Source organism: Pinisolibacter sp. DMC100 (assembly GCF_056313705.1).
Genome location: NZ_JBQUZT010000019.1, coordinates 1 through 1252 on the forward strand (window position 1 = coordinate 1; position 1252 = coordinate 1252).

Annotated in this window: 1 protein-coding gene and 1 pseudogene; both read right to left on the reverse strand. The window is 66.5% G+C overall.

Annotated elements, in window-relative coordinates; all coding sequences use genetic code 11:
- Positions 1–920, reverse strand: a 920-nt coding sequence (locus tag ACT541_RS20695) for an MCP four helix bundle domain-containing protein (protein ID WP_476139323.1), incomplete at its 3' end; no start/stop codon positions are given.
- A 191-nt stretch (positions 921–1111) separates the two neighbouring features.
- Positions 1112–1252: pseudogene (locus ACT541_RS20700) on the reverse strand (chemotaxis protein CheW); the annotation flags it as partial.

Consider the following 1252-nt stretch of genomic DNA (forward strand, 5'->3'; position numbering starts at 1 on the left):
TCCTCCATCGACGAGGAGGCTTCCTCGGCGGCCGAGGCCTGTTCGCTCGCACCCTGCGCGATCTGCTCGGAGGCCGCCGAGAGCTGCTGCGAACCCGAGGAGACGTTGTCGGAGGCGATCGAGACGTCGCCGACCACCGCGCGGAGCCGCTCCACCATCTGGCTGACCGCGGCGATCAGGCTGGTCTCGTCACCCTTGCGGACCTTCACCTCGACGGTCAGGTCGCCGTCGGCGATGTTGCGGACCACCTGACGGGTGTAGTCCGGTTCGCCGCCGAGCGTCTTGAGGATGTCGCGGACGATGTAGAAGGCGATGCCGAAGCCGAGCAGGACGCAGAGGCCGATGCCGCTCATCACGAACAGCTTGGCCGAAGCGTAGATGGCGGTGCCTTCGTCGGCGGCGGCGGTGCCGTTCTTGCTGTTGTAGGTGACCAGCTTGCCGAGGAAGTCGGTGGCGTCGTCATAGGCCTTCATGCCGTCGCCGTTGTAGATGGCCATCGCCTTCTCGGTCTCGTTTCGCGCCGCGAATTCGAAGGCCTTCTCGTGGAAGCGCAGATATTCCTTCCACTTGCCGCGGAAGCCGTCGTAGATGGCGCGCTCCTCGGCCGACGCGATCAGCTTCTCGTAGGCCGTCTGAAGTCCGGTGATCTCGTCGAGCAGTCTGGTCTGCTCGCCGTGCCACTTCTTCATGCCCGCCTCGTCCTGGGCGATGACGTGCTGGAGCTCGGAGATCCGGAAGTCGGACGTGGCCGTGTTGATGCGGTTCGAGGTGTCGACGCTCGGCATCCAGTTGGTGGCGATGTCGACGGCCTTGCCGTTCACCGCGCCCATCTGCATGAGCGAGAAGGTGCCGAGCGCGGCCATGAGCACGATCAGGAGGCCGAAGCCGACCGCCAGTTTGACCTTCAGTGACATGTTCATCGATCCAACTCTTCGGTTTGCGGAGTGGCAGCCGCTGCACCACGCGGCAGCGCGGCGGCGACGATGGAGATCGGATGATCGTCGGACGGGGCCGGGACGAATGTCGCGTTCACGTCGGCGATCCTCCCGGCCGGTCGTCCGGCACGGACGGGTGCGTCGGGGGAGGCGGGACGTTCCCGCCTCCCGATCGTTCAGGCGGCGCGTGGGGCGGGCGGCACGGCGGCGAGCGTCGCCATCTCGGTGGACGACAGCAGCCGGGCCAGGTCGATGATCACCACGAAGCCGGTGTCGCGCCGGATCACGCTGGCGATGTAGTCCGAGTTCCAGCCGAC